This window comes from Flavobacterium reichenbachii, assembly GCF_002217435.1.
In the GTDB taxonomy this organism is placed as follows: domain Bacteria; phylum Bacteroidota; class Bacteroidia; order Flavobacteriales; family Flavobacteriaceae; genus Flavobacterium; species Flavobacterium reichenbachii.
The window spans coordinates 24,504-49,375 of sequence record NZ_MUHF01000014.1; the positions used below are offsets into that span (position 1 = coordinate 24,504).

Here is a 24,872-nt window from a genome sequence, read left to right on the forward strand (position 1 = left end):
AAGGGTTCTGCGGTCATAGGGGCTGGTTGTTTTTGGCTGCGTGTTTTGGGGCTTTGATCGGGTTTTGGGAATTACGGTGGTGCTTGTGGTAATTTTTGGTTGTATGGGAAGTTGTAATTTTATTTTTTGAATTAAATTATTGCAGTGGTTTTTTTAAAGGGGTGTCTCGGGGTGCTTTCTTGTCCGGGTTTGTACTGTACTTTGTTTGTACTTTGTACTTAGTGAATTGTATATAGTTTTATTTTTTGGAGCTTTTTCCCGCTATCCGTTGCAATCTTTTGTGCCGAACACCGGCACAAAAGGATTTCCACTGCTATCGGGGCTAGGGCAGGATATAAATAAGCACAACCACTTATTATTTATTATTAGCTGTGATACTTCCCTTGCACATTAATGGCGCTCTATCTTAGGTGCCCTTTTAGTCCGTTTGGATTGAGAATTAACTTTTATTAATGTGATGTATTTAAAAGGGGTATTTTTGCGTGTATACCATATTTTTTTTAATAGTAGATTTGTGATTGCGCTATAATTTTACTGTTATTATATTTTGGATTATTTCATCTGAATGATTTTCGACTACTGAAATAACCTGTTTAAATAGGATTGAACACTTTAATAATATTTTATGAAAGAAGGTACTACTGAAGAAACATTATTTGATATCGATCATACTTATAGCTTTCCTCAGCATCCCTTTGAGTCAATTGGATTTGCTCTATCAGGAGGCGGTTTTCGTGCTGCAGCGTACGGCCTAGGGGTTTTGAGTGTTTTTGATGCTCTTAAAATCAATAACTCGGCAGAGCAGACCTTGCGTCTTCTTGATAAGGTTGAATTCATTTCATCAGCATCAGGAGGAACCATTACCTTACTGATGTACACGGCCTCACTTCGAAAGGGGAAGTCATTCAGAGATTTTTTTGGTCATTTAAATAAGAAACTTACTGGAGAAATTTTATTACATCAGGCATTGGATATTTTAAAAGAAGATAGTCATTGGGAAGATGGAGAAAAAAGACGTAATCCAATAAATGCTTTTGCGAGGGCTTATCATATTTCGCTGCTCGATTTTTTAAATGAAGAGGAAAAATGCTTTGATTTTATTATGGACGACGATAAAGGTGAACAGATCACTCATTTAAAGGAATTTTGTTTTAATGCTACAGAATTTTACACAGGGTTGTCTTTTCGTTTTCAGGGTGGTGAAAAAAACTGGGAGCAATTTAAGGGTGGAAAGTTGGGAAATCGAAACATCGGCATTAATTGGAAAGCCTCTGAAAAATCTTTTAAAACTTTAAGACAGATCCGTTTGGGCGATATTCTGGCGTCTTCTTCCTGTTTTCCACTAGGATTTGAACCGATTATCTTTCCCCGAGATTTTTCTTATCCCAATGGACCGCAAATAAGTGATTTAAAAGAGGCTGTTGTTTTAAGAACCAATAGCTGGAGAGAAGGACAGCAGTATGAAATTACCAATTCTAAAAGCAGCAGGGCTTTGGATGAAAAAAAATTTGTAGATAAGGGTGAATTTGGTTTGATGGATGGAGGGATCTGTGATAATCAAGGACTGCTTAGTTTATTGCTTGCCAATGAAAGAAAAACTTTAAATGCGACAAAAGACGAAAAGACTTTTAAGAGTCGGTTTGATTTGATGATGGTAAGTGATGTTGCCAGTTTTTATATGAAGCCCTTTGGTGAACCTGTAGTAAAAGGGGAAAAGTGGAATCAACAGAGCATTCAAAATTATTGGAATGCTTTAAAAATATACCAAAGGAACACAAAAAAATGGTTCTCAATAACGTTTTACGGAGTTATTGTGCTCAATATTGCTTCCTTATTAATTCTTTTATTTGAAAGCATTTCTTTCGGATCAGTTTTGTGTGAAGTTGTATTGCTACTTCTTTTGGCCGCAATGGTATATCTAAAATCTAAAATTAGGGACTTAATTACAGCAAGGCCTTCATTTGCAGAGGCCTTAAAGAAAAATACCTTGGAGGATCTTTATGTACATTATTTCCCGGAACCTACTTTTAGAAATCAAACGATTTTAAAAATGATTGCCTATTTAAAAGGGATTAAAACAGAGGATATCCTCAATATGATATATACAAGGTTAGAATCAGCACAGACCATGATCAGCGATGTTTTTTTAAAACAGGTGCGTCGTCTAATTTACGATCAGTTTTTTGCCAACGAGCATTATAAGTACCGACGTTTGAATAATCCGATCTATAGGCTCTCTTATACCAATGATAAAAATGGCAGAGCTGCTACTTTTGAAAGTATTGAGCAAGATGAGGATGAAGAAAAATATGCCAAACGAAAGCAAGACTTTGAAAATGATATCCGCACTTCTTGCAAATTAACTAGTCAAATGCAAGATTTGGCGGAGATTGCCTATAACGCGCCCACAGCATTGTGGTTTTCGGCTGAAGAAGAAACAGCGGGCAGTGAAAATGTACGCAAGGCCATTATTGCCACAGGACAGTTCAGCACCTGCACAAGTCTGCTTCGCTATACTTTATCATTGAGGCATAGTAGAAATTTTTCTGCATTAAGCGACGAATCCAAGCAGCGTATCCAAATGGTTTTGGAGCAATTACGAGCGATGATGATAAGTTTTGAAAGGGATCCGATGTTTTTATATGATGCTCTTACCGATCCAAAAAACAATTAAATTCTGTAAAAAAAACAATTAAATTATGGCATTATATTTTAATAGCCCGCGCCAAGAACCCTCCACTCATATAATGATTATAGGTGTAGGTGCCTACCCTTATTTACAAGGAGGAGCCAATGCTATACAACAGAGTTTTGACGGCGCTCAGCTCATGGGACAATTAGGATCCCCGGCTGTTTCAGCTGAGGCATTTTACAATTGTGTTGTGGATTTGGAAAACAGTAACTCCTGGATAACACCTTTAGGCAGCGTTGAAGTGCTTGTCTCTGCACCTGCAGGCTCTTCCCAAGTATTTGCTGGCAGGCAACATGATGCAGCTACACTTAGAAACATTAAAACGGCTTATAGGAATTGGAAGAATCGCTGCAATGAGCATGAAGAGAATACAGCTATTTTCTTTTTTTGCGGACATGGTTTAGATAACGGAGAGCAGTACCTTCTTACCGAGGATTTTGGGGAGTACCCTGATAATCCCTGGGAAGGATCTTTTGCGTTTGATATGACACGCCGTGCTTTTTCGTCTTGTCAGGCGCAAACGCAGATATTTTTGATTGATTCCTGTAGACAACTGACTCCTGATATGTTGGCTACCGAGCTTCCCAGAAATCCGATTGAACCGCCAAATCGTTTCAATCGGGAATGCAGATACAGTCTGGTGCAAAAGGCAGCCGCACCAAATGAGGCTGCTTATGGGATTACCAATGATGTATCGTTTTATACTAAGGCACTTATTGGTGCTCTTAAAGGAAATGCAGCCGACAATGATGCGGGAGATTTCTGGACGGTTTCCATGGGGAAGCTTTCCTCTAAAATGACGGAATTTCTTCGCGATATAGCCGTTGAGCAAGGTTATGACCAGCGTTGTATGAGTACTACCAGTGATGTTAGGGCTATATTGCGTCTTTCGGGTCCGCCGACAGTCCCGTTGCTTATAACCTGTAATCCTGAACAGGCTTTACTTCATGCATCTTTATCGTATAGGGATTTAAATAATAATACAGGCGATACAAGAGCGCCTGCGATGGAACCGTGGAATGTCAATGTTACAGCGGGAATTTATCAGGTCGGAGCCAGTTTTGAACAGGGAGGCTATGTTGGCAGATCCAAAGCTAAATCTGTAGCACCGCCTTTTTGTAAGGAAGAAATAAATTGTATATAAAATGGATTTAGATATAAAAGTAAAGATTCTTGGAGGGCAAAATACAGAACCTAAGCAGCTTCAGGTACTTGATGCTAATTTTGCTGTTATTGCAGAGCATTGGATCTCACAAAGGAATTACTCTTTTTCTTTGCCGAATCAATTGTATACCATTAGATTAAATTTAGTTTCCGGGAAACGTTATGACCTGATTGCGGCAGCAGATAAAAATAGTACAGCCAAAATAGTTTTTGATTTGCGAGATGAAAAGAGTCTGTTGGAGCAAATCTCGGTTTTGCCTTTAGAGCTGACTCCCGAAGAAAGATTATTACATTCTATTTTTGGAGACAAAGGAATAATAAAAAAATCAAATCCCTTAAATGCAACCTTAGAATTAGGTATTACCGTGGCACGGTTATGGACTAGGCAAAACGGGGTTTGGACTACCAAATTACTGCCTGAAATTAAGCAGGAGAAATTAATCAGTGGCGAATTAACTGTGACTATAAAACCTACAGGGCTATTCCATCTTTTAGAGATCCAAAATCCCAATCGCGTGTCGCAGTTTATCTCGGTACCGAAAGGAAATACGGTTAAATGCATCATACGCAGGACATCAAATCCTTTTATTGCTGCTTTTTATGATGTAACACTGAAGCTTTCCAATAGAAGAGCACAGGCACTACTTTCTTTAATGAATTCAGGCGATATGTCCAGAGCAAAGTCCTTATGGAGCCTTAATGACGCGGAAGATCTTTTACAAGAAAAAATTAGTGATCCTATAGCTGCCGCCATAGGAGGATATTATCTGCTTAAGACAGGCGAATTATTACGGATGCACAACTGGGCAGAGAATTTATCCCGGTGGTTTGAGTGGCTTCCTGACGGGCATATTATATATGCATGGCAGATGATTTTAGAAAATAATAACAAAGAAGCATTTGAAAATAATGATCGTAGGATCAGAAATTCGCTTTTGAGGTCTATGGAGGGCGGAATGCCGATCTTCAGTGAAGGAGTGCGTCTGCTTTATGATGGACTGGTGATGTGCTCTTATACCTTTGAGCAAAGTGATGAGTCAATTGAAAAAGCACTAAAAGATGTGAGAGCATTTTTAGCCAATTCAGACAGTACAAAAGAAACGACGACCTATTTTGGTTCATATCCGGAGCTGCCTGATAAGGAGCCTTTTGGAAATCCAATTCTTCCACCTTTATTTACGGAAAATAGATTAATAGGTAATTCAGTAAGTTATGATATTGTGCAAAAATTAAACGAATCCAGCCATCATGAGTTATAATATTAATTTTTTGCCTGCACGTTATGGTGATTGCATTGTGATTGAGTATGGCCTTACGGAGACTAGCAGCTATATTCTTATAGATGGTGGAACAGGTGGAACAAAAGCAAACATTAAGGAATTTTTCGAAAAACTTCCCAAAGAGCAGCGTGTGATCGAATTATTGGTCATTACGCATATTGACAGGGATCATATAGAAGGTATTCTAAAGCTCTTAGAAGAGGAATCATTGATATGTGAGATAAAGTCTGTGTGGTTTAACGGATGGAAACATCTTCAGCCAAATCCTTCAGTGGAGCCTTTTGGTGCCGTTCAGGGGGAACGTCTTACGGCGGCCATATTAAAGCACAAAATTCCATGGAATTCTCATTTTGACGGCGGTGCGATAATGGTTTCTGAAGAAGGACCTTTGCCAAAGATTAGGCTTGAAGGAGGTATGGAACTTACAATGCTTTCGCCAATGAAAGAAAATTTAATGAATCTTCGAAGGGACTGGGAAAATGAAGTCAGGAAAGCCGGACTTGATCCAGGTTTTGGAGAAATTGCTGTAGATATAAATACAGGAAATGCTGAGGCATTTGGAGTGCCAGACATTCCAGATATCGAAACACTTAAAAATCAAAAGTTCAAAGAGGATACTTCCTCTGCGAATGGGAGCAGTATAGCTTTTATAGCTAGTTATGAAGGAAAAGCGGCTCTTTTTACCGGTGATTCATTTCCAGGAATAATAAGCAGCTCTCTAAGCAGACTTGAAAAAAGTTTAAAATTTGATTTGGTAAAGCTCTCTCATCACGGGAGTAAGAGCAATACAAGTCCCGATTTGATGAAGCAGGTTGACTGTAGAAATTTTGTTATATCTACCAGCGGTACTATGTACCATCACCCTGATGCGGTTACCATTGCAAGACTAATAACTTTAAAACAAAATATAAATATCACGTTTAATTATAAATCTCGAGACAACCGGATATGGGAGTTGTCATCACTTCAGGATAGGTACAACTATACTACAATTTACCCAGAGGAGGAGGGTGTGATTGTAACTTTGTTTGACTAGTTCCGCAATATGTAAGCTATCTGCCTTCAATTAAAATTATAATATATTTTATTTGAATTACATTTTTACTTTTGTGAATTCTTATAGGTAGAATTCTGATACTTATTAAAACGGACATCTATAAAATTTAATGAGTAAACTGAATTGGTTTGGATGGCAAATCCAAAAATATCAGCTAATACAGTTTCAGAACCTATGTAATGTCACAAGGTCGCGGATCAGAATGTTATGAATCAGAATATCGGAAACCGATAGAAATAGAAACTTTAAATTTAAAATATGAAGACTAAAAATATTTTATTGTTCGTGGCTTATCTGGCAATTTACAGCTCTGCCTATTCCCAATCGTCGGAACATCTGGTTTTTAAAGGCGTTCCACTAGACGGGACACTTAGTGAATATGTTTTGAAAATGGAGCAGGAGGAATTTACAAATGCAGGAACAGAAAATGGAACTGCAGTGCTGAGCGGAGAGTTCGCAGGCTACAAAGATTGTATTGTCGCGGTCTCAACGTTGAAGCAGAAAGATCTGGTGTACAAGATAGCCGTTATATTTCCCGAAAAAGATACCTGGTCGACGCTGTCGGGAAATTACTTCGATTTGAAAGATATGCTGGCTGAAAAATACGGCAGACCCTCAGAAGTCGTTGAAAAATTTGATTCTTCCTCGCCGCCCCGGGACGACAGTGCCAAGATGTTCAAAGTTAAGTTTGACAATTGCAAATATTTCTCAGTCTGGAAAACCGATAAGGGAGAAATCCAGTTATCCATCCAGCACGAAAGCGTAACGCGCTGTTATGTCCTATTATCCTATTCAGACAAAATAAACAGCGGTATTGTCAAGACTAAAGCAAAAAGTGACCTGTAGATAGCAATGCCGGTCTCATACCTTCAGCAGACAGTAAGGACTGCAGTCGAAAGATTAAATATACGGGATTAACCGTCAATTTTTTCATTATGATACTCCCTGAGCCATTTTTCCATTTTCAGCAGCAGCTGGATTTCTTTGGGGTCGCCTGTGGGATCTGAAAGTCCTTTGATGGTACGGCTGTAATTGAATTTTTTGTATTAAAAATGACATCTAATTTTGGTGATCAGCTTTGTTACTTGTATTTAATATTATTTTTTAGGAGCTTTTCCCGCTATACGTTCCAATCTTTTTTGCCGAACCCCCGGCACAAAAGGATTTCACTTCTATCGGGGCTAGGGCTGCTGCGGGTCCAATTTGGCCTTCTTAAAGAAGTACTTTCGAGATTTACCGTAATTAAGATATTCATTAAGTTTTCTTAAATTAGCAATATATAAAAATGTGAGTATGAGGTTAAATAAAGCTTTTTCTAAAATTTCTTCATCTATAGACATGGTTGATATAGAAAATATCCAGTATAAGAATCCGACGTTATGGAAAAAAATGAAGAGAAAATTTGATACTGGAAGAAAAATTATTGATATACAAGATTTAAATGGTCTAGACTGGGATAACGAAAAAGATTTACGTTATTATTTGAAAGAGTATGCATATAGATTTCTTAATTATGGTCCGAATTCATTTCCAACATCTTTTAATGTTTTTGAACCATTTTTTGTATTCAATAAACAAAATTCCATTTTGGAATTAGTTGATGAAGAAGAGTCATACGGAGTTTCTTTAATTGACTTTCTAGATTTTGTAACAGATAAGAAATTTGAACTAAATAGTATAGATTTTTATGAAAACATTCCAGAAAAAGTAATTTATCATTTTTCTTTTACGACAGGTTTTGATGAAATAAATTTTTCAAATAATGAAGGTAAAAAGTTCTTTATAGGCGGTCTTTCATTAATAAGGCAAGGAAACGAAGTTTCAATTTTAATGCAAGCCGGTGAAACTTTTGATAAAGAGGAGGCTAAAATATATTTCACTAAACATACTAGAGCTGCAGCTGAAGATTCCATCAGTCGATATAAAAAGTCGTTAGGTATGACTATCGGAAATGAAGGTGAACCAGCTAAAATTGTACAATTTAATGAACGAGATGATCTCTGGTTTCATTCCGTTGGTTTATTATTTGATTTAGAAAATAAATCGATTGATATAAGACGTGTTGCAAGGGATGAAAATATTAGTTTTACAGTTACAACAGATGACTATAATGCAGTTTTTCGCCATGAAAATTCTACAACTTTGGAAGATAGAGAAAAATTTTTTAGAGAAAATGAGGAAAGATTAAAAGAATATGATGCTGTTTTTGATTTTGCAAAATATTGCTTGGCTTTACCTTTTTATGTCTTTGAAAACGAAGCGCGTCTAGTAGATGTTACATATGAGACAAAATTAGCAAGTATAATCAAAGGTCCACTTACTAAAAAGAAATATTCCGACGTTCCAAGTAAATATAAAATATTTGCCAAGCCATTTTACTATTTAGAATCAAATAATTTGGTTGCCTTTAGGAGCACTGAGTTGAATGACGAAAGTTTTTCTATTGAAAAATCTGGATATTGGAAACGTTTGGGGATTGACGAAAATGGACATGATAAAAAGGGAAATATTATAGTTGGTAAAACATGGGTAGAAAGAAACGATGTATATTTCTCGACCCCGAAAGGTATAACAACAGCTCAAGAATTAACTAGGTTTAATAACGAGAATGCAGGATATATTTATATAATGCGTGAGCCAACTCACCAAGACAACATTTTTAAAATAGGCCTTACTAAACGAGATTCAGATACTAGACGTAAAGAACTTTCAAACACAAGTTCGCCAGATAAATTTTTCGTTATAAATACTTATCATACAAAAGATTGTATAATTGCTGAACAATTGATTCATAAAGAGTTAGAATTGTATAGGTTAACTTCTCGTAGGGAGTTTTTTCGATGTGATTTAAGTATTGTTATGCAAGCATGTGAAAAAATTGTAAAATTTGTAAATGAGAATTAGCCTATTTGTTACTCAAGACGACTAATTAAATATCAATTTTTTTTAAAAGATAAAAACGACTTAAGTGTACTTGGTAATTCCACTAAATTCGCAAAATGGCGCAAGACGTGGTTGTAGGATGTTTCTTTATTCATGAAGGCTATTAAAGATTTTCTGAACTCTAAATCTTATAAGTTCGTTATATTTCTCACTTTCCATTTCTATTTCATTAATATATAGTTCAATTTCTGATATATTATCATGTAATAATTTTGAGAAATCTATTCTACCTTTAGTGTTATATTGTATTTGATTTATTATTTTAAACGTTCGTTGCAAAACAGCTAAAAAGAATTCTTTTTGAATAACAAGATTTTTAGAAGTAAAAGAGAGAATTTGGTCATTGCATTTTATTATTCTTATTAATGGATGTGGATGGCTTTGTTTTTTGTAATATATATCAGCCAATTGATTTTTAGAAAATTCTATTATAATATTTGAAATTGAAAAAAGTAAGGTAGTTAGTAGATTAAAAACTAAAATTGTATTGAAAGGATAATTGATGTTTTTAGCATAATCAAGCAATTCAGATGTACACATTGTTATACCAAATAAATCAGCATCCATTTCATAAATATGGTTTTTAATTTCAAACTGATTTTTATTTGAAGTTTCTTCATTTAAATTATAATGATTTTCTGAAGATAAACTTAAAAATTGCAAAATATGCGCAAGTTCATGATGAAATAGATATGAAATACATAAATTAGAAAATAGATTTTTTATTTCTAATTTGTCTGTTTGTGAAAATGTTAACTTAGAAATGTTTTCTAAATAAAAAACTTCGATAGAATCAGATACGATTATTTCTAATCTTTCTATTAACCCTAGATTTAGAAGTATTATTCCATTATTATCTTTAATGATTGCCTTTGCATTGAAATTATAATTATATTCTACTGCAAAGTTTACACTAATTTCTAAATTTCGAGATGCAGTATTACACAATTTAGTACATGAATCTATACATTCAAATGCAAAAGATTCATTTTTAAATAAATGGAATTCGGTTTCGGCAAGCAAATCTAATTGTGGAAAATTAGCCCTTATAAATTTTATATTTTCACTATATGTCATTCCTTAATCTGAGTTGAAATATCATACAACTAATTTATACCAGCCATAAAATGGTGCCAATACGGCTTTTATAGTTGGCTTTGTGTCATTACTATGATTTTAAACAATATAAGAATAAATTACTAAATCTTTTTGACGAAGTAAGTCATCTTAAATACAAAAACCAACTTTCCATTAAGCACTTGCCTAAATCCACTGTAAATTTTACCAGAATTTTCTTACGCTATTTTATCTTTATATTGTATTAAAATCAAAACTAACAAACATAAAAATCCAACTAGAAAAGTTGAAACTTGAATTATAAAATAATTCCAGGTTTGTTTTCCCAAGCCTTTTGATTCCTGTCTATCGTTTTCAATTCCGTCTCTATTTCCAGTTTGTCTTTTTCTTGCTATTTGCGCAGTAATTTTAAAATCATCCAATCGATTAATAATTACTGTAATTCCAAATCCAATTGATACTAAAATCAAAATACAACTGCACCAAAAGAAAATTTTCTGGTAAAAACTTAATACGGTAACGTCTTTTAAAAATGTTATACCAAATCCAAGTAATCCTACAGCTAAAAGGATAATTAAGTTGTTAGCTAAACCTAGTTGTGTTATTAGGATATTTTGCCATCGTGTATGACTGTCATTATCTGTCATCTTAGTATTTTATTTATTCTACTTTATTGTGATCAGCCAAAACTTCAAGTATTTTGATACTGTCGTTATGTTTTATTTTATTATCCCAACCCTTTTTCTCATAAGCCTTTAATTCTTTCATTTCCTCTTCGCTATATTCTGAAAACTTGTAATTTATCTCATGAACGACAATTGAAAAGAGCAAAGCCCTCATTTCGAATTTGTCTCCATAATAATTAGCAAAATAAATTGGAGTTTTTGGATGCCCCCAATATTTCTCAATAGTTCGCTCAAGTAACATTCCATAATCTTTCATATTGTTATTTTTAAAATTGGTTATTTTCTGTGAAATATTTGGGAAAATTGTTGCTAACGTTCTCACGCTACAAGCAGTTTGGGACTAAATTAAGCTCATTATTCGGATTTCCAAAAACAAAACCAATTTCAAATTAAGCCTAATACCCAAATTGCTTGTAGCGTGTATTGTGTGCTGGGTTTTTCACAAGTTTGTTTTGAGGAAAAAATTATCCACGGCTTCTTTAAGTTTTTTATCTTTCATTTGCAAAGTTCGTTTTCTAATATCTGCACCTGAAAAATAAGAAATCTTAAACTTTTTTGCACTTTCTGAAATTGATTTTAAAATATTTTCCGCTTCATTGTCATATCCATTTGTCGACCAATATTCAAACTCTAATTTTTTGTTCTTCCAAGTTTCTTGTTTTTCTGCCCATTTTCGAAATGCAGGTATTTTTTGATTCTTCCATTTTTCAATTTTTTCAACTGATGTAGAAGAATTTGTTGCCTTACATTCTGCAAAAATTATTTTATCGTTATAAACTGCTAATACGTCAATTTCGTGTTTTCCGTTGTTTTCAAATATTTCTCTTCCCAAATCAATACTATTATTACTATCAACGGAATGAATATGACCAATTACAAATTCAAACAATGTTCCTTTTATATTATTTGCAAGACCTTCATTATATTTTTTTAATTCTGAAATTAAGTCTAAATATTTGTCAGGATCATTCTTAAGACTAGCTCCTGCATTATTTAACACGCTTACCAAATTTTTTAATGTATCAGCATATTTTTGACCAAATAATTCTCTTATAAATCCTACTATTATTCCATTTTTTTTCAATAATTCTAATGCTTTTGGCTCGATATCATCAACCAATATAAAAGGTAAAATTTTTGAAGCGTTTTGAAAACTTTGAACGGTTTTGATTTTCTCTATAAAGAAGGTTACATCTTTTTCATAAATTGAATGTCCAAATAAAATGTCTGCAATTAAAAACCCAAATTTATTGTTAGTTTTTAGTGCATTAACAGGGCACACTCCGGTAAAGCACCAATTAAATTTCCCGAATTCTGAAAATTTTTTTCCTGTATTGTAAGATATTAATCCGATATTCTTAACATAATTATGAAAGTTATTTAGAATATCGTCTTTAATCATTTCTATGGTATTATATTGTGTATAATTACTATATGATTGATTAAATTTTGGAGAAATTAGATAATGATCATTGTCGAAAATCAAAATTCCGCTCGATACAAAATTTTGCATAACAATTTTAAAAGGTAAATGACTTTTTAAAGCAATAACTGGATAATTAGTATAACATTCTAAATATTTTTGGCTTATTATCCCACCGTTCATTTTTATAGCATTAATACAATACCAATATTTTTTTCCATTTTCTTCCATTGATTTTAATAATAAATCAAAAAATGAAATATCACTAATATGTTTCTCTAGATAACAAAATGACTGACCACTGCTATAAAAGCCTTTTATTTTTATAATAGAATTGTCTCTCGAAACTTTTTGGCTTGCTGTATTTTTACTGATTTTTTCTGTAGTCTCTAAAATTTCAACGAGTTTGCTTGACATCATTGGACCGTTAGAATCTAATATTTTTTCAATTATTGTCATATGACGCTATATATAAAAAACTCGTTAGAGTTTTTGTTTAACACATTTTTTTTTGAAAATCAATCATTTTTTCAACGGTTTATCTGGCTTCAGTAAATGTTTCACTTTCAAAAAAGTCGTTTTTTCGTGTCATATGGGTTTTCAAGTTTTGATTCTCAACCTAGCACACAACGTCTTGGCCTTGGCGAGGTTGGGGATTAAAGATGCGAGATTTTTCGGTTAAACACAAATTTTCCAAATACAAAAGCAACTTTCCATTAAGCCTAAAACCCCAATCTCGCTAAACGGCTATTATAGGCAGGTTTTTTTTAGAACTTATTAGAATCCTTTTCAGCGTTTTTATTATCCGAGTTTTCATTCTCCGATTTAATTACTTTGCTCGTTAATTCAATATATATTATATAATTATTATCTTCAGGTGAAGATTGATAATATACAGTTCTATTTTTGTGCTCAATTAAATATCCAATTTTGATTTCTTTATATTTTAAGTCCCATTTTGATTTCACAACCTCATAAGGCAATCCAATTATTTTTTTATCATATTTATAAAGAGCACGTTTACCAAAAAAGTCTTCAGCTTTTTCTTTTTCTTCTGGATGCTTAATGTAATAGGTTTTGTTTATATTTTCTCCGTTGCCGTACTTTTTTGAAATTGTTTTTTTTAATTCGTTCAAAACTCTATCTGCTTTTTTTTGTGTAGTAATATTTGATTTGCTTTCAAGCATAAAATAAAATAATCCCTTTCCAGGTTCACTTCCTGAAGATGCCACAGAATAATCGATGTCATTTACAGAATATTTCTTTGAGGTAATTTCACTTTGAATTCCGAAATATAAGTCGTCAAATGCATGCATTTTAACAGAATCAATTTTACCTGATTTTTTTTCAGGCTTACTTTTGTATGTATTTAAAGTGTCAACAATAATTTTTTCTTTTGACTCTTCAGGATTATTTGATTTAGTATTACAGCTTACAGATAATTTTAAACCTAAAAGTAAAATTATGAGCTTCAGAAAATTGTTTTGGAGTATTAATTTCATAGATTTCTATTTTAGCAGGTTTAAAACTTGCCTATAACGTTCCTGTACTACGGCGGGGTTTGGTACTAAATTAAACTCATTCTTCGGATTTGCCAAATCATTCCAAATACAACACCAACTTTCCATTAAGCCAATTGCCCAAATTGCTTGTAGCGTATGTTGTGCGTTCGTATCATTATTCGGTTGGTATTTTCTCAGTTTTTTTCTCAGTTTTATTTTTTAATAGAGAGAATTTTTTATTTGCCTCGTCCCAAATAAAAATAGAATAGTTTTTCGTTATAACATTTGTTTTTGTTATTTCATTTTCTTCGCAAGACCAGGTAAAAGTAATAAACAGGTTGCTGTTTTTTTTGTATAATTTGTTGTCTTCTTCAGAGATTTCGTAGCCACAAAAACCTCTAGTAGAATTCTCTTCTGTTAGAGGCAAATCATAAACATTTCCTGTTTTGTTATCTACCATAGCCCCAATTGTCAAACCTGTACCAGCTCCCCAAAAAATAAAAGAATATTTTCCTGCAAAGTCAATTTTTGACTCATTATATTGATTTGTAATTTCTGTCCTATAACTATTGGCTGTATTACTACTCTTTAAATTTACTTTCACTTTTTGTCCTTTGTAAATTTCTTTCGCAGGGTATTTGTCAAAAGAATAACCTGCAACTTTTTGTGCAAAAGAATGATTTGTCAATATAATTGCTGTTAAGAAGAAAAAAAATACTTTGGTTTTTGTAATTTTCATACGTCGTGTTTTGGTTTATAATTAAAAAATAAGATTTGTTTCTACATAGTGTCTCCCGATTTGCTGAGATATGACGCACAACTAATTTATACCAGCCATAAAATGGCACCAATTCGTCCTTTTTTAGTTGGCTTTGTCCAATTAGTAATCTTCCTTAAGCGAATATAACAATAATATACTAATCTTTTAGTCTTGCAGCAGCCGCTATACATCAGTTATTTAGTTGTCCTGTTACTGTTTTTTAAATATCTGAAGATTAGTTAATTGCGTGTAATATCTCAGTTTGTTCTGCAGAGCTAGGATGCCAGCACCCTAGAACTTGCGGGCCCATCTTTTGGAATTCATCCCCAAGCTGTCTGCTTTTCTTCCTAATGGCTTTTTATCCATAATTACCCCAATTGCTTCCCTTTTAATTTTTATCAAAGACCCTGTATGCTTTTGTTTTATTTCAGGAGCAAAGGTAGTCCGTGTCCTTGAGCAAAAGCAAGGCCGGGGCCTTTCAGGTCTTGGCAAAAAATCTCCACCCCTCCGGGTTGTATTTTTTGCCAGAGCCTTGCTTTTGCCGGACACTCACCTTTTTATGCTCATGAAACAAAACATAGCATACTGCGGCTCTTTAGACGAATAAAAAAAAATGTCAGAAATGAGAATTGAAATATTGAAAAAAACAATGATGAAACAAAACAGCGCCTGCTCTCATTGCCGAATAAAATTTCAAAAAAAAAAAGTAAAAAAAAAGTAAAAAGTAAAAATGCGGGGCGGGAAAAAGAAAGCAACAATTTAAAAACTAGAAATCATGAACATTACAGGAAGATTGACAAAAGATGCGAAAGTAAGCACATTGTCAGACAGCAGACAGGTAGTAAATTTTTCAGTAGCCATCAACGAGAGCTACAAAAACAGAAAAGGCGACAGGGTAGAGCAGACTACCTTTTTCGAATGCGCCTACTGGATAAGCCCAAGGGTTGCCGAGTGGCTGACCAAAGGCACGGTGGTGGAACTCACAGGTATGGTAAGCGCAAGGGCGTGGACAGGGAATGACGGGGAACCTCGCGCGGGGCTGAATTTCAATACTTCGAACATCAAACTGCACGGGGGCGGGAAGAAGTCCGAAGGTGCGCAGGGAGTGAAAACTGAGCAGAATGCGGAACAGGAAAATAAAAAGGTTACAGTAAAAGAGCCTGAGGACGACATCCCGTTTTAACGGCAGGTATTAAAGGGTTCTAAACAATTTTAATTTCAAACTTTTAAAATCAAATATCATGGCACATAATATCAATTACAACAGTCAGACAGGAATGTATTCTTTTTTCAGCGTAAAGGAAAAAGCATGGCACGGGCTCGGGCAGATCGTGGAGCAGTACCCGACAAGCTCAGAAGCCATAAGACATGCAGGGCTTGATTACGAGGTGGCTAAAAGCCCTTTATACACAAAAGCATCGGGCATTATCCAAACTGCGGGCGGTATTGAAGTGGGCAGTACTGAACTGGCAGTCCCTGACTGCTTTGCCACCATTCGCACCGACAGCAATGCCGTTTTGGGTGTGGTCGGGAAAGACTACCAAATCGTGCAGAACCGTGAGGCGTTCAGTTTTTTTGATGCCATTGTAGGCGGGGGCGACGGTATACTGTACGAAACGGCAGGGGCGCTAGGGCAGGGCGAACGCATTTTTATTACCGCCAAACTTCCTGATTATATCCGTGTAGGAAACGGGGACGACGTAACGGAAAAGTATATTTTCCTGACCACTTCGCACGACGGGAGCGGAAGCATCACAGCGGCTTTTACCCCGATCCGCATCGTATGCCAAAATACCCTTAACGCTTCTTTGCGCTCGATGAGCAACGTGGTGCGCATCCGCCATACATCAGGCGCTAAACAGCGCTTAGACGATGCCCATAAAGTAATGGGACTTGCGGACAGACTGAGCAATCAGCTCGAAGGCATTTTCAATGAATGGGCTAAAGTGAAGGTAACAGATACGCAGGTTAAGAAATTGATTCAATTGGCATTATGTCCCAATACCGAAACACTCGCTTTAATCAGAAAAGGAGCAGAGGATGAAGTTTCCACCGTGTTTAAAAATACGGTAGATGATGCTTTTGCGTACGCCATGGCAAGCGAATCTCAGCAGATGGAAACCACTAAAGGCACGCTTTTCGGGGCTTACAATGGAGTTACGGGCTACTATCAGAATGTGCGCAAATACAAAGACAGCGAAGCCAAACTTCAATCCATTGTAATGGGAGGCACAGCGCAAGGAAAAGCCCAAAAGGCATTTGAACTATGTACCGCCTTTCAGGCAGATGGTGCGCAAATCCTTAATCTTAATTAGCTAATCACAGGTGGTCGCCTTCGTGGCGACTGCCTTTAAAATCAATTTTAAACGGTGCAAATAATAGATGAAGATTTGCACAATTGAACAACATAAAAGCGCAGGAATTATGGCAAGGAAGGACAGCAACAATTTTGAGTTTATACTGTATCTCTACAATCAATTTGTCGGCAAACACCGCAGTATAGGCAAGGAAGCACGGGTGTATTGGCATATTTTGGACATGTACGTAGAACTGGGACTTTCAAAAAAAAGCCAGACAGCCGAAAAAAAGTACGCCCAAAAGCTTATAGCCATCATCAGGGAAGCAGTAATGAACTGGAACACCCATCTGCTTATCTTAAAAGGGGAAGAGGGAGAAAAGGAATATCAGGAAAATATGAAAAGCTACATCGAACGCCTCTACAGGTTAGGGCATGATGAGCAGAGCGTCATAGAGTCAATCATTAAAAAATTAAAATTAAATTATGGAAACGACAACTAATTTTTTCAATCAGATAGCGCAGTTGCAGATCATAGGCGACCTGCACATTACCATAGCCAAAGGGGCAGAGAACAGGCTTATCGTACTGGTCATGCTCCAAAATGAGGCGTGCGGGGACAATGCCAAGCACAGCATACCGCCATTAAACCTGCGGGGAACAGCTGAGGAACTCGACAGCGGTTTTTTTGAGAATATCACTACGCCCATGGAGTCCGCTTCGGGTCTTATGGTTGACATGGAAGGTTATATGAAACAGCTTGAAGATACCAAAAAGCAGTCGGCTATGGAGAAGGAGAAAGCCGATAGCAAGAAAAAAGAGCAGGAAGCCAAGGACAAAAAATTCAGCGAAGCTATGGCAAAGGCCGAGGAACTGGAAAAAGAGGGGAAATTCCGTGAGGCATGGATAAAAGTGCCCGAAATACATGAGTTTCCCTTTAAGTCGGAGGAAATACGCAGACGCAAATCCGAACTGTCGGCAAAATTTGCGCCCGATCTGTTCGGCAGTACAACAGAAACTGCAAAGACCGAACCGCCCCGAGAGGCGCTTTTTCCCGAGTATGCTAATGATAATAGTGATGCACAGGGGCATGAAACGGACGAGGAAGAAACGGACGCAGGGGACATGGAAAACTGGGAAGACCCCGAAGAGGAACGATACTAATCTAAAATACAAATCATGTTATTAGCGACACAATTACAGCGGGTTTTTATACTCAAAGACAAAGGGCAGGAAATCAGGCTTTCCGACCCCGAGCCAAGATGGAGCACCGAAGCGGTACTGAATTTTTATGCGCCGACCTATCCGATACTGACCACCGCCAAAATATCCGCCCCTGCAATCAGGGATGATGCGGTCGAGTACCGATTTGAAACGGTAATGGGAACAAAAGGCTGACCAAAATTTAAAGCCATGAATTATGCAACAGACAGTCATATCGGGAACAGTGCAACTGCCCGAGCGAAAAAGACAAAAACAGCTTCATGCACAGCTCGCAGGGTTTATGCATTGGATGCAGAGACCCAAGGACGCCAACGAGGTGCAAAAAGACAAACCAAGGTCAGTGCCTGCGGGGATGCTACCGATGGTTTTCTAAAGGTTTCATTTCTGCCCATATTACTGGAGAATAAAACGCTACAGGCTTGTCAGGATATTTCCAAAATGGAAAGCGATTTTTATGCCTCCCTCGACAGCCTAGCAGGGCATTACCGCATTATGCCGATGGCGACCCGTCATTTTGAATATCCTTTAAATATGGCATTGGCTGTGTGGGATTTGGAAGAGAAGCTCAAAAAAAGTGTAGAGAACTTTTCCGAACTGCGTGTATTGCAGGATAGCCACAGTGCGTATTTGCTCAGCGAGGAAAAATACAGTACAGGCACAACGCTGTATTATATCCCCATAGAACCGATTTATCAAATGCTCAGAGAACCGAAGCACAAACAAAATGCGCACCTGCTTTTATCGGTCTGCTCGTATCTGTATCATATTGCAGATGTACCGTATTTCAGACAGCAGGCAAGTTATCTGTACTGGCTCTATGAAATGCACCGAGATTGGACAGAAGAGGAGCAGGACAGAGAGGAAAACGAGCGGTATATTCGGGAGTTTGACAAGGCAGAATTTATCGGGGACTGTATCGAAAAGAAGATTTTCAACCGCATGAATTTAGAAGTGTTCGAAGGGCGTTTAAAAGGTTTTAAAAGCCTTGATGCCTTTGATAAGCAGTGTTTGGATATAGCGAAAAAAGCTTTTGCATTATTTACCGATTATCCTAATGAGAGCATTTTTCGAAATGCACCAACACATGACGAGGAGCAAGACGAAGAAACGGAAAGTGAGAGCATCGGAATGGAAAAGTACATTTCCTTTATTTCCGATACCAAAGGATGGCTGTATGAAAGCATTGAAGAAGGTATCAACAATGAATTTAACGAGTACGGGGCAATGGACGAACCGACCATTATAAAATGCTTTGACGGAAGGGAACTGACAGAGAACAGCCTTGATTTTGAAAGCCGTCTGTTTAACCTTTTGGACGATATGTGCGCTTTACTGTATAACTATAAACAGAACGAAAATGAATAATGCAATGGATAGAACAGAGGATTTTGGGACGCTTTACCACCCGAAATCCGCCCTTGTTTTCTATGAAAGTAAAGGTTTAGATAAAGATATGTATGTAGAGCATTTCGATATGGATAAAAACGGTACGCCTATTAATGCGCACCCACTTACTGAGCGTGAAGCAGGAGTGCTCGCAAAAGCCCTTACGACTGAAAAGCAGAAGCAGTCTGCTTTTTTAAAACCCGTCGGGATTCTGCCAACAAATATACTGCATATCAATCCAAGCAGGGACAAAGGCGCTGTGATATGGTACACCAAATCACAAAAAAGACCGCTTTATTTTATAGAGGGTCTAGGGATTCCGAGCGGTCAGGGGTTTGTGCCTGCTATGGTCTGGCAGGCTACCAAAAATAGCCTGCGGGTATTTGCCCTTTTAAGTAACAGAAGACCTACGGAAAAAACACTACTGTACTATGCGCCATTTTTTAATATCTATGAGGATGGCAGGGTATGTATGGGTTCAGTCAGTATCGATATTAAAAACTCTGCATCGGTGGAGGAATTTACAAGGGCGTGGGAGGATTATTTCTTTAACAGCTACTTCAGTCACCTGATGGGAGAAAACAGCCCTGTAAAGGGCAACTGTGTAACCCTGTGGAAAGACCTTGTTACATCGGACAGGACCTTTCCGACAGCATTATTGAAAAGCAGTAACAAAACACTTAAAAATTTATTGTCATGAAAACAAGCAAAACCAAAATGCATTTTACAGACCCATATTTCATAAGCCCGACCAATCCCATTGCCGTTAACCTGATAGGGGCGGGAGGTACAGGCTCAAAAGTGCTGACCGCTCTTATGGAAATGAACCACAGCCTCACGGCTCTAGGACATGCAGGATTGTCGGTACGCCTTTGGGATGATGATACTATCACAAATGCCAACCTTGGCAGACAGCGTTTTGCGCCCAGTGAGGTCGGACTGAACAAATCCGTGGCACTTATCAACAGAGCGAATCGTTTTACGGGTACAAATTGGAAAGCGGAAACCGTAAAATTTGAGACGGACAGTTTCGGCAAACTGCCCGCCAATGCGAAGGCTAAAATTTATATAACCTGCACAGACAGTGCAAAGTCCCGTTTTGACATAGCCCATATTTTAAAAAACAGTAACCAAAGACATCACAGGGACGACCCCAAATACTGGATGGATTTTGGCAACAGCCAGTATACAGGACAGGTTGTATTATCGACTATTGGGGAAATCCCACAGCCCAAGTCCGAAAAATTTGAAACCGTGGAGCGCCTGCCATTTGTGACAGAGGAATTTGGGGAGCTTTTACAGGAATCTGAAACGAAGGACGACACGCCGAGCTGTTCGCTTGCCGAGGCACTAGAGAAACAGGATTTGTTTATTAATTCCGCTTTGGCGCAGATGGGATGCTCGCTTTTGTGGAACTTGTTTCGTGAGGGCATGACAGCAAACAGGGGATTTTTCCTGAATTTAAAAGATTTTCGATCACAGCCCATTCCAATATAAGCCCGAAATCGGGCGGCAAAAAGATACTCCTTCCTTTCGGGCGGAGCGTCTTTTTGCGTTTAAAACGGTGGAGCGCTTTTGTCAAAATGCAGTGCCCGCTATTTTACCAAACCCGCTGCGTTTTTTTTAAGGGATGCTTATCATCCCTTTTGCTGTTTTTGGACGGACTTCTTTTCTTTCCGAGGCGGCCAAAGAAAAGAAGCAAAAGAAGGCCGCCTTGTTATAGTGGCTTTTATTTTAATTGTACAATAGGCTCTGTTTTCCAACGGGAAAAGCCTTTGAAAAGATAGGCTATGTTTTCAAATTCTATAAAGGCAATAAACTCTGCCTTGCACTTCATCTTAAATCCCCTGAAATGTTGAAAATCCTTCAGCGGTATATCGGCAAGATCTCCAATAGTTCTGATTTCTAAAGTTTCAAGTACACCTTGCAGTCTTCTGCTGAAAGGAAATTCGCTGTTGTAAAGCAGTTTCTGCCGGTCTTTTTCTGCTTTTTCTTTTCTGATTTGAGCGGGACTTGGATTCAATTCGTGTTTTAACTCCTGCAGTTTTGCTATGTAATGGTCAATTTCTAAAAACAGTTCGGTCACCGCTTTTACTTTGTTATATGTTATCTCGTAAAGCTCGTTTACATATTCGGATGTAACCCCATAATTTTCCGCCACCTCGCTCAGGGACATCTTTTCTATCAAGAGTTTCTCAAGTACATCGTATTCCTTTTCAGAAAGTACTTTTCTGGACATTTCGAGATAAAAGCTGTTGGTGCGGTCGATAACATTTTGCATAACAGTACAAGTTAGATCCTTGTTGTTAAATAGGTTTTGGTTCTTTTGTTTTAATGCTAAGATACTAACGTTAATTGAGTTATGCAATGTATTTGCAGGAAAGGCTTAAGCTCAGGAAACAAAACAGCCCAAAGCAATGCTTCGGGCTGTAATACTTTTTCATTTCTAATTTTTTAATAGTTATTAAAATTTAAGGTGCATACTGTTTATTACCTTGGCTTTTACCAGATCTGAATTTTTAATCTTAAGTGTCTGGTGTCTCCCTCCGTTTTTCTCAAAAATCTCAATTAGCAGCAGTTTGTCATCCGCTATTGTAAACTGGTCAAAGAGAAACACATTCTGATCTGTGGCTTTTCCGGGAATCTCATCAAGGGTTTTGTAAATGCGGAGCGGCACAATCGGCCTTTGCTGCGAGGCAGTTCGTCTGGCTGTTTTTTTATCTATCGCCTTGAAACTCATAAAGTCAATGCTGAAAGGTACATTGGTTTGGTTTTCAAGCTGCGTATGGAAATAATACTTGCCGTTGTGGATATAGATGCCCTTTAAGCTGAACTGAATGCCAAAACTCTCCGATGCAATGTGCTTTACGATTCGCTTGTTGTTTTTGTAAATAGTTTCCAGGATCAAATCTGCCAGTGAGGGCGGTGTTTTTCCAAGCTCCTCAAAAAGAACATCGCTTGCACTGACTTTGTCGAAGTTCTTCTGCATCGCCATAAGATCATAGCTGAGGGTAGGCGGGTTGGCGCTGTACTGCACGTTAAAATTGTAAAAACGGCCGTCATCTGTAATCACCGAAAAGTTGGTTTCCTCTTCAAAAGTCTTGACCGATGCCTTGACGCGAAGGACGTTTTCAGCATCCTCGGCCTTTGAGGCGATCAGGTATTCACTTCCAAGATCCACGTATCGGATAGCGGACGGGAAAATAAGGTGGGAAGTTTTGTCATAAGTAACCTGCATATGGTAGGGCGGTATCGTTCCTAAATCAAGGCTCGTGGCTTCGTTTTCCTGCGCAGATGCGGCTAATGAATATGTTATTAAAAGGGCTGTTGCCCAAAATAGTTTAAATTGATTTTTCATAATTAATTTATTTTAGATTGCTGTTATTTTTTGGAAACCAGATACACCTGATGTCCTGCTTTTAGGGTAACCTTAGGCGTCCTCACTTTTTTTGCGAAATAGCCCGAGATGCCCTGAACCACCCCGCGGCTCAGGTCAGCGGCCACCTGCTGTCCTGCAGATTGTGTCATCATAAGGCTCGTGCCGGACTGCTGGCTCATGTTGCCCGCCATTTCAGTTAGGGCACTTCTTTCGGCAGAATAGGGAACTGGCACTCCCTGCTTGCCGTCAAGGTCATAAATAGTAATGTCTACAGGAATGATGGAGCCCTCCAGTTCGATGGAAGTGACTTTCAACTGCAGGCGGCCTGCCTGTATCTTCGCATTTGCCGTCACTATTGTGCCCGCTGCTATGATACGACCTGAAATCCTTGCAGGTTCTACAAGACGAAGGGAAACGCCTGCCTCGCCAATAATAGCTTGTGTTTGGTGCACGCAGGCCTTGACGCTGTTTTTTGGCTGAAGCGTTTCTTGCATTGAGCCTGCTGAATTAAACCCTCTGCCCGTGTTCCATTCTGCAATAAAAGTGCTGTCTGACGCACGTTGATACAGCGAGGAGACTTTGCTTTTTTTTGCAGGGACCAGTGCCGAAAAATTCTTCTCTTCTGATTCCGCCTTTGTTACTGCAGTGTTTTTTCCTGCAGTCTCGACAGAACCGGAGCCTGAGGGAAGGTATTTGGCGGCCATCTGATAGGATTTTTCCATAAGTGCCAGCTGGTCATCAACCGTGGCAGCTTTGGGAATTTCCTTTTGCGCGAGTTCCTGTTTCAGTTCATCGAGCTGTCGGCGAAGTTCATTTGTTTCTCCGTTATCCTGCTGATAGAATGAGCCCAGCGTGCTTTGGGCAGTACGGTAAGTGTTCAGCGCCGGATTGTTAGTTCCTTCCGCGTCATCGGGCAGTGATTGTTTCTGCTCAGCGTTGCCCTCATTCCAGTAATCGGACAGCGTGGTTAAAGTGTTCTTTTTTTGCTCTTCTTTGTCTTCGAGTATTTCCTGCTCATACGCTTTCTGTTTGTCTGCCTGCAGTACAGATCCGCTTGCCTGTGGTACGCTGTCGTTCAGACCAATGCTTTCGATCTGCTTTTTATCCTTCGACGGCTTAAAGATCAAATACATACAGCCGATACATACAATTCCCATCAGTGTGAAAATCAACGGTTTTTTAATGCGCTCGACAGTTGTCTTTTTTTCATCAGGCAGAAACGAGGAAGTGTCTTGGCGAGCCTCTTCTGAGAGAAGGCTGACCTTTTTTTTATTTTCTTTCATAATCCTATTTTTTTAATTGGCTTCAGGGAGTCCTGTAGGGACGCCGGACTTTCTTTCCCTGCCGAGGCAGGGTTTTCGATATGTTCTACAGCCATATTGTTTCTCGCGTATGCCGTATCGCGGCATACGTTAAAAATGACAACTGCGGTCAGCAGCACGTACGCCGCAAAAAAGTACAGTATCACCTGATGTTGCCTTTTTATTGGCATTGCTTCCCAATTCTTGTCAAGCCCTTCCAGCCACTGGTCTATATTTGCTCTTAATTTATTCATAACCTTGTTATTTTTGTTTTTAAAGCTTAAAACGCTTTGGACATTTATCTGTTTTTTGGTGCTGCTCATCATTGACCAAGGCGACTGCCTGAGACGCGCTGGGCGCAGATATAACAGACAGTTTTGTCAGTTCCGCTTTTTTCAGCAGCTGTCCAAATTGGTCTTTCCTTGCCACCTCCATTCTGTTGAGAGAAAATTTACCTTTCAGGTATTTTACCAGCATATTGCATCGTACAATGGGCTTGTCTTCACCCGACCATTGCAGGTAGCCTGTCAGCAGCAAGTCCTCTTTAGGCAAACTGTCTTTTCCATTTTTGCAGTTTTCAAGGTATTCGCTGATGCTGTCTTTTAACTTTCCAGCATGCGCACCCTGCGTATGGAAATAGCCGTTAAATCCTTTTTCAGTCAGGATTCTCGCAAATGTGTCTAAATCTAATAATGCTTCCAT

At 37.8% G+C, this 24,872-nt stretch carries 25 protein-coding genes; 14 read left to right on the forward strand and 11 right to left on the reverse strand.

Annotated features, from left to right (window positions below):
* The first annotated feature begins 625 nt into the window (after positions 1-625).
* From B0A68_RS12460 to B0A68_RS12485, 6 genes are all read left to right on the forward strand, one after another.
* Positions 626-2,674 carry a patatin-like phospholipase family protein gene (locus tag B0A68_RS12460; RefSeq protein ID WP_035680775.1) on the forward strand — a complete coding sequence of 683 codons (2,049 nt, stop codon included), beginning with the start codon at positions 626-628 and terminating at the stop codon, positions 2,672-2,674.
* Positions 2,675-2,699: 25 nt separating this feature from the next.
* Positions 2,700-3,836, forward strand: a complete 1,137-nt coding sequence (locus tag B0A68_RS12465; RefSeq protein ID WP_084678970.1) for a caspase family protein — start codon at positions 2,700-2,702, stop codon at positions 3,834-3,836.
* Position 3,837: 1 nt separating this feature from the next.
* Positions 3,838-5,115: a hypothetical protein gene (locus tag B0A68_RS12470; RefSeq protein ID WP_035680780.1), complete on the forward strand. Its 1,278-nt coding sequence runs from the start codon at positions 3,838-3,840 to the stop codon at positions 5,113-5,115.
* A complete protein-coding gene (locus tag B0A68_RS12475; RefSeq protein WP_035680782.1) occupies positions 5,105-6,172 on the forward strand; it encodes a ComEC/Rec2 family competence protein in 1,068 nt (355 codons plus the stop codon). The genes B0A68_RS12470 and B0A68_RS12475 overlap by 11 nt, the downstream gene beginning before the upstream one ends.
* Positions 6,173-6,451: 279 nt before the next feature.
* The gene (locus tag B0A68_RS12480) at positions 6,452-7,039 is read left to right on the forward strand and encodes a hypothetical protein (RefSeq protein WP_035680785.1); all 588 of its coding nucleotides are present in this window, start codon (positions 6,452-6,454) and stop codon (positions 7,037-7,039) included.
* A 447-nt stretch (positions 7,040-7,486) separates the two neighbouring features.
* Entirely contained in the window at positions 7,487-9,097 is a 1,611-nt protein-coding gene (locus B0A68_RS12485) for a GIY-YIG nuclease family protein (protein ID WP_051892431.1), read from the forward strand.
* Positions 9,098-9,223: 126 nt separating this feature from the next.
* Here the strand turns inward: B0A68_RS12485 and B0A68_RS12490 are convergent, their stop codons facing one another.
* The 6 genes from B0A68_RS12490 to B0A68_RS12515 all read right to left on the reverse strand — a co-directional run bounded on the left by B0A68_RS12490 (position 9,224) and on the right by B0A68_RS12515 (position 14,563).
* The gene (locus tag B0A68_RS12490) at positions 9,224-10,213 is read right to left on the reverse strand and encodes a hypothetical protein (protein ID WP_035680788.1); all 990 of its coding nucleotides are present in this window, start codon (positions 10,211-10,213) and stop codon (positions 9,224-9,226) included.
* Between the two features lie 218 nt (positions 10,214-10,431).
* Positions 10,432-10,860, reverse strand: coding sequence for a hypothetical protein (locus B0A68_RS12495; protein ID WP_035680790.1), 429 nt, complete (start codon positions 10,858-10,860; stop codon positions 10,432-10,434).
* Between the two features lie 13 nt (positions 10,861-10,873).
* On the reverse strand, positions 10,874-11,155 hold the full coding sequence (locus B0A68_RS12500) for a hypothetical protein (RefSeq protein WP_035680792.1): 282 nt from the start codon (positions 11,153-11,155) through the stop codon (positions 10,874-10,876).
* A 183-nt stretch (positions 11,156-11,338) separates the two neighbouring features.
* On the reverse strand, positions 11,339-12,781 hold the full coding sequence (locus tag B0A68_RS12505) for a hypothetical protein (RefSeq protein ID WP_035680794.1): 1,443 nt from the start codon (positions 12,779-12,781) through the stop codon (positions 11,339-11,341).
* Between the two features lie 308 nt (positions 12,782-13,089).
* On the reverse strand, positions 13,090-13,824 hold the full coding sequence (locus B0A68_RS12510; RefSeq protein ID WP_035680796.1) for a hypothetical protein: 735 nt from the start codon (positions 13,822-13,824) through the stop codon (positions 13,090-13,092).
* 175 nt (positions 13,825-13,999) lie between these two features.
* On the reverse strand, positions 14,000-14,563 hold the full coding sequence (locus tag B0A68_RS12515; protein ID WP_035680798.1) for a hypothetical protein: 564 nt from the start codon (positions 14,561-14,563) through the stop codon (positions 14,000-14,002).
* Between the two features lie 796 nt (positions 14,564-15,359).
* Between B0A68_RS12515 and B0A68_RS12525 the strand changes: the two genes are divergently transcribed.
* The 8 genes from B0A68_RS12525 to B0A68_RS12560 all read left to right on the forward strand — a co-directional run bounded on the left by B0A68_RS12525 (position 15,360) and on the right by B0A68_RS12560 (position 20,987).
* On the forward strand, positions 15,360-15,767 hold the full coding sequence (locus tag B0A68_RS12525) for a single-stranded DNA-binding protein (protein ID WP_035680803.1): 408 nt from the start codon (positions 15,360-15,362) through the stop codon (positions 15,765-15,767).
* A gap of 58 nt (positions 15,768-15,825) precedes the next feature.
* Positions 15,826-16,899 (forward strand): DUF932 domain-containing protein, encoded by a 1,074-nt coding sequence (locus B0A68_RS12530; RefSeq protein ID WP_035680805.1) that lies wholly within the window; start codon positions 15,826-15,828, stop codon positions 16,897-16,899.
* A gap of 109 nt (positions 16,900-17,008) precedes the next feature.
* Entirely contained in the window at positions 17,009-17,383 is a 375-nt protein-coding gene (locus tag B0A68_RS12535) for a hypothetical protein (protein WP_123947508.1), read from the forward strand.
* Positions 17,367-18,044, forward strand: a complete 678-nt coding sequence (locus tag B0A68_RS12540) for a PRTRC system protein E (protein ID WP_051892432.1) — start codon at positions 17,367-17,369, stop codon at positions 18,042-18,044. Before B0A68_RS12535 ends, B0A68_RS12540 begins: the two co-directional genes overlap by 17 nt.
* A 15-nt stretch (positions 18,045-18,059) precedes the next feature.
* Positions 18,060-18,278: a PRTRC system protein C gene (locus tag B0A68_RS12545; RefSeq protein WP_035680809.1), complete on the forward strand. Its 219-nt coding sequence runs from the start codon at positions 18,060-18,062 to the stop codon at positions 18,276-18,278.
* 15 nt (positions 18,279-18,293) lie between these two features.
* Positions 18,294-19,469, forward strand: coding sequence for a hypothetical protein (locus B0A68_RS12550; RefSeq protein ID WP_035680811.1), 1,176 nt, complete (start codon positions 18,294-18,296; stop codon positions 19,467-19,469).
* Positions 19,462-20,190, forward strand: coding sequence for a PRTRC system protein B (locus tag B0A68_RS12555; protein WP_035680813.1), 729 nt, complete (start codon positions 19,462-19,464; stop codon positions 20,188-20,190). The genes B0A68_RS12550 and B0A68_RS12555 overlap by 8 nt, the downstream gene beginning before the upstream one ends.
* Positions 20,187-20,987 carry a PRTRC system ThiF family protein gene (locus B0A68_RS12560; protein WP_035680816.1) on the forward strand — a complete coding sequence of 267 codons (801 nt, stop codon included), beginning with the start codon at positions 20,187-20,189 and terminating at the stop codon, positions 20,985-20,987. The genes B0A68_RS12555 and B0A68_RS12560 overlap by 4 nt, the downstream gene beginning before the upstream one ends.
* 232 nt (positions 20,988-21,219) lie before the next feature.
* Here the strand turns inward: B0A68_RS12560 and B0A68_RS12565 are convergent, their stop codons facing one another.
* From B0A68_RS12565 to B0A68_RS12585, 5 genes are all read right to left on the reverse strand, one after another.
* Positions 21,220-21,771: a sigma factor-like helix-turn-helix DNA-binding protein gene (locus B0A68_RS12565; protein WP_035680819.1), complete on the reverse strand. Its 552-nt coding sequence runs from the start codon at positions 21,769-21,771 to the stop codon at positions 21,220-21,222.
* A 183-nt stretch (positions 21,772-21,954) separates the two neighbouring features.
* On the reverse strand, positions 21,955-22,848 hold the full coding sequence (gene traN, locus B0A68_RS12570) for a conjugative transposon protein TraN (RefSeq protein WP_035680822.1): 894 nt from the start codon (positions 22,846-22,848) through the stop codon (positions 21,955-21,957).
* A gap of 23 nt (positions 22,849-22,871) precedes the next feature.
* Positions 22,872-24,152: a conjugative transposon protein TraM gene (traM, locus tag B0A68_RS12575; RefSeq protein WP_035680824.1), complete on the reverse strand. Its 1,281-nt coding sequence runs from the start codon at positions 24,150-24,152 to the stop codon at positions 22,872-22,874.
* A complete protein-coding gene (locus B0A68_RS12580) occupies positions 24,149-24,424 on the reverse strand; it encodes a hypothetical protein (RefSeq protein ID WP_035680826.1) in 276 nt (91 codons plus the stop codon). Before B0A68_RS12580 ends, traM begins: the two co-directional genes overlap by 4 nt.
* Before the next feature lie 19 nt (positions 24,425-24,443).
* A complete protein-coding gene (locus tag B0A68_RS12585) occupies positions 24,444-24,872 on the reverse strand; it encodes a hypothetical protein (RefSeq protein WP_035680827.1) in 429 nt (142 codons plus the stop codon).

Coding starts and splice junctions, on each gene's coding strand:
- B0A68_RS12490 (WP_035680788.1), bottom strand. CDS start 10,213: ATGACATATAGTGAAAATATAAAATTTATAAGGGCTAATTTTCCACAA.
- B0A68_RS12560 (WP_035680816.1), top strand. CDS start 20,187: ATGAAAACAAGCAAAACCAAAATGCATTTTACAGACCCATATTTCATA.
- B0A68_RS12475 (WP_035680782.1), top strand. CDS start 5,105: ATGAGTTATAATATTAATTTTTTGCCTGCACGTTATGGTGATTGCATT.
- B0A68_RS12505 (WP_035680794.1), bottom strand. CDS start 12,781: ATGACAATAATTGAAAAAATATTAGATTCTAACGGTCCAATGATGTCA.
- B0A68_RS12550 (WP_035680811.1), top strand. CDS start 18,294: ATGAATTATGCAACAGACAGTCATATCGGGAACAGTGCAACTGCCCGA.
- B0A68_RS12465 (WP_084678970.1), top strand. CDS start 2,700: ATGGCATTATATTTTAATAGCCCGCGCCAAGAACCCTCCACTCATATA.
- B0A68_RS12485 (WP_051892431.1), top strand. CDS start 7,487: ATGAGGTTAAATAAAGCTTTTTCTAAAATTTCTTCATCTATAGACATG.
- B0A68_RS12495 (WP_035680790.1), bottom strand. CDS start 10,860: ATGACAGATAATGACAGTCATACACGATGGCAAAATATCCTAATAACA.
- B0A68_RS12545 (WP_035680809.1), top strand. CDS start 18,060: ATGTTATTAGCGACACAATTACAGCGGGTTTTTATACTCAAAGACAAA.
- B0A68_RS12500 (WP_035680792.1), bottom strand. CDS start 11,155: ATGAAAGATTATGGAATGTTACTTGAGCGAACTATTGAGAAATATTGG.
- B0A68_RS12585 (WP_035680827.1), bottom strand. CDS start 24,872: ATGGAAGCATTATTAGATTTAGACACATTTGCGAGAATCCTGACTGAA.
- B0A68_RS12515 (WP_035680798.1), bottom strand. CDS start 14,563: ATGAAAATTACAAAAACCAAAGTATTTTTTTTCTTCTTAACAGCAATT.
- B0A68_RS12460 (WP_035680775.1), top strand. CDS start 626: ATGAAAGAAGGTACTACTGAAGAAACATTATTTGATATCGATCATACT.
- B0A68_RS12535 (WP_123947508.1), top strand. CDS start 17,009: ATGGCAAGGAAGGACAGCAACAATTTTGAGTTTATACTGTATCTCTAC.
- traN (WP_035680822.1), bottom strand. CDS start 22,848: ATGAAAAATCAATTTAAACTATTTTGGGCAACAGCCCTTTTAATAACA.
- B0A68_RS12480 (WP_035680785.1), top strand. CDS start 6,452: ATGAAGACTAAAAATATTTTATTGTTCGTGGCTTATCTGGCAATTTAC.
- B0A68_RS12510 (WP_035680796.1), bottom strand. CDS start 13,824: ATGAAATTAATACTCCAAAACAATTTTCTGAAGCTCATAATTTTACTT.
- B0A68_RS12540 (WP_051892432.1), top strand. CDS start 17,367: ATGGAAACGACAACTAATTTTTTCAATCAGATAGCGCAGTTGCAGATC.
- B0A68_RS12580 (WP_035680826.1), bottom strand. CDS start 24,424: ATGAATAAATTAAGAGCAAATATAGACCAGTGGCTGGAAGGGCTTGAC.
- B0A68_RS12525 (WP_035680803.1), top strand. CDS start 15,360: ATGAACATTACAGGAAGATTGACAAAAGATGCGAAAGTAAGCACATTG.
- B0A68_RS12555 (WP_035680813.1), top strand. CDS start 19,462: ATGAATAATGCAATGGATAGAACAGAGGATTTTGGGACGCTTTACCAC.
- B0A68_RS12565 (WP_035680819.1), bottom strand. CDS start 21,771: ATGCAAAATGTTATCGACCGCACCAACAGCTTTTATCTCGAAATGTCC.
- traM (WP_035680824.1), bottom strand. CDS start 24,152: ATGAAAGAAAATAAAAAAAAGGTCAGCCTTCTCTCAGAAGAGGCTCGC.
- B0A68_RS12530 (WP_035680805.1), top strand. CDS start 15,826: ATGGCACATAATATCAATTACAACAGTCAGACAGGAATGTATTCTTTT.
- B0A68_RS12470 (WP_035680780.1), top strand. CDS start 3,838: ATGGATTTAGATATAAAAGTAAAGATTCTTGGAGGGCAAAATACAGAA.